The following is a 1,675-nucleotide window of genomic DNA, read 5'->3' as shown; positions in this document are numbered from 1 at the left end:
TGTTGCGGTAGATGCCCTGGACCTGGCTATTGATAGTGGTTAGACGGTCCGTCACCAAGTCGCCTACAACCTTGGCCACCACGTTGATCAGGGTAATCTTGCCGGTAAAAGCCTTGCCGTCTTCGCCACCGACATCCAGCAGCGCCACTGGGGCCGTAGTCGGCACACCGGTGTTGTTGAGGATCAGCTCCTCTTCACCGCTTTGGGTGTTTTTCAGGTAAACCGTGCCGGCTGCGCCGGGCTGGGCGTGTTGAGACAGACCGCCTTTGGCGATCACCTGATCGGCCAGCGAACCCGCCAGCAGCTCTTCGTAGTACAGCGCTACACGGCCACCACCACCGCCGCCATAGGTCGAGCCGTTTGTTGCGCCGCCACCACTGGCATCGATACGGGCCTGCTCACCCAGCTGCAACGAGCCAACACGCAGCAACAGGGAACCACCACTGCCAGAGCCATGGGTCGCCTTGAATTCACCGATCGAACGAATAACGCCATCCAGCTTGAGCAAGCCGGCTTGAAGCTCAAGCGCACCGCCGCCACGAGAGAACACAGTGCTGCTATTGGCTCGCCCGCCACTACCGAAATCCTTCGGCTCCCAGTAATTGCCGTATGGCTTCGGAGTAAACGTATAGGAAGAATAGATACCTCCAGCGCCGGCATAGGTTCCACCACCGAAGAGGTTGACCTCGCTGGCCGTGGCCTCCTTACCCTTAGCGCTTACATCAATTCGCGAGCTAGCATCCACCTCGACCTCGTCGGCCGTGATGATGATGCCTTGGGTAAAGCCGCCCGACTGCTCCGGCGTGGTGATCACGCCACCATTTAGCACGCGCACCTTCGACCAGCTGCCACCGGCCTGCAACTCCAAGGTATGGCCATTCACTAACAGTTCGTTAGCGCTGCTGCGATAGGCCCCCAGAATACGGCTATTGGTAGCGCTGAGGCGGTCCGTCACAAGGTCGCCTACAACCTTGGCTACCACGTTGATCAGGGTAATTTTCCCTGTGTAGCCTGCTTTCACATCGAGCAACGCCTCTGGCGCCGAGGTCGGCACACCGGTGTTGTTGAGGATCAGCTCCTCTTCACCGCTTTGGGTGTTCTTCAGGTACACCGTACCGGCCGCGCCCGGCTCGGCATGCTGAGACAGGCCGCCCTTGGCGATCACCTGATCGGCCAGCGAACCCGCCAGCAGCTCCTCGTAGTACAGCGCCACACGGCCACCACCACCGCCGCCATAGGTCGAGCCGCTTGTTGCGCCGCCACCACTGGCATCGATGCGGGCCTGCTCGCCCAGTTGCAGCGAGCCAACACGCAGTAGCAAGGAGCCGCCACTGCCAGAGCCATGGGTCGCCTTGAATTCACCGACCGAACGAACAACGCCATCCAGCTTGAGCAAGCCGGCTTGCAGCTCAAGCGCACCGCCACCACGAGAGAACACAGTGGAGCTATTGGCACGCCCGCCACTACCGAAATCCATTGGCTCCCAGTAATTACCGTATGGCTTTGGAGTAAATGTATAGGAGGAATGCATACCTCCAGCGCCGGCATAGGTTCCACCACCGAATAAGTTGACCTCGCTGGCCGTGGCCTCCTTACCCTTAGCGCTTACATCGATTCGCGAACTCGCATCTACCTCAATCTCGTCGGCGGTAATGGTGATGCCTTGGGTGAAGCT

Annotated in this window: 1 pseudogene; it reads right to left on the bottom strand. The window is 59.7% G+C overall.

The features are described from left to right. Positions 1-1,675, bottom strand: a pseudogene (locus tag AYB31_RS21760) (hypothetical protein); the annotation flags it as partial.

Origin of the sequence: Pseudomonas sp. BMS12 (assembly GCF_001592875.1) — a bacterium.
Taxonomy (GTDB): Bacteria; Pseudomonadota; Gammaproteobacteria; order Pseudomonadales; family Pseudomonadaceae; genus Aquipseudomonas.
This window is presented reverse-complemented; position numbering and strand designations above follow the sequence as displayed.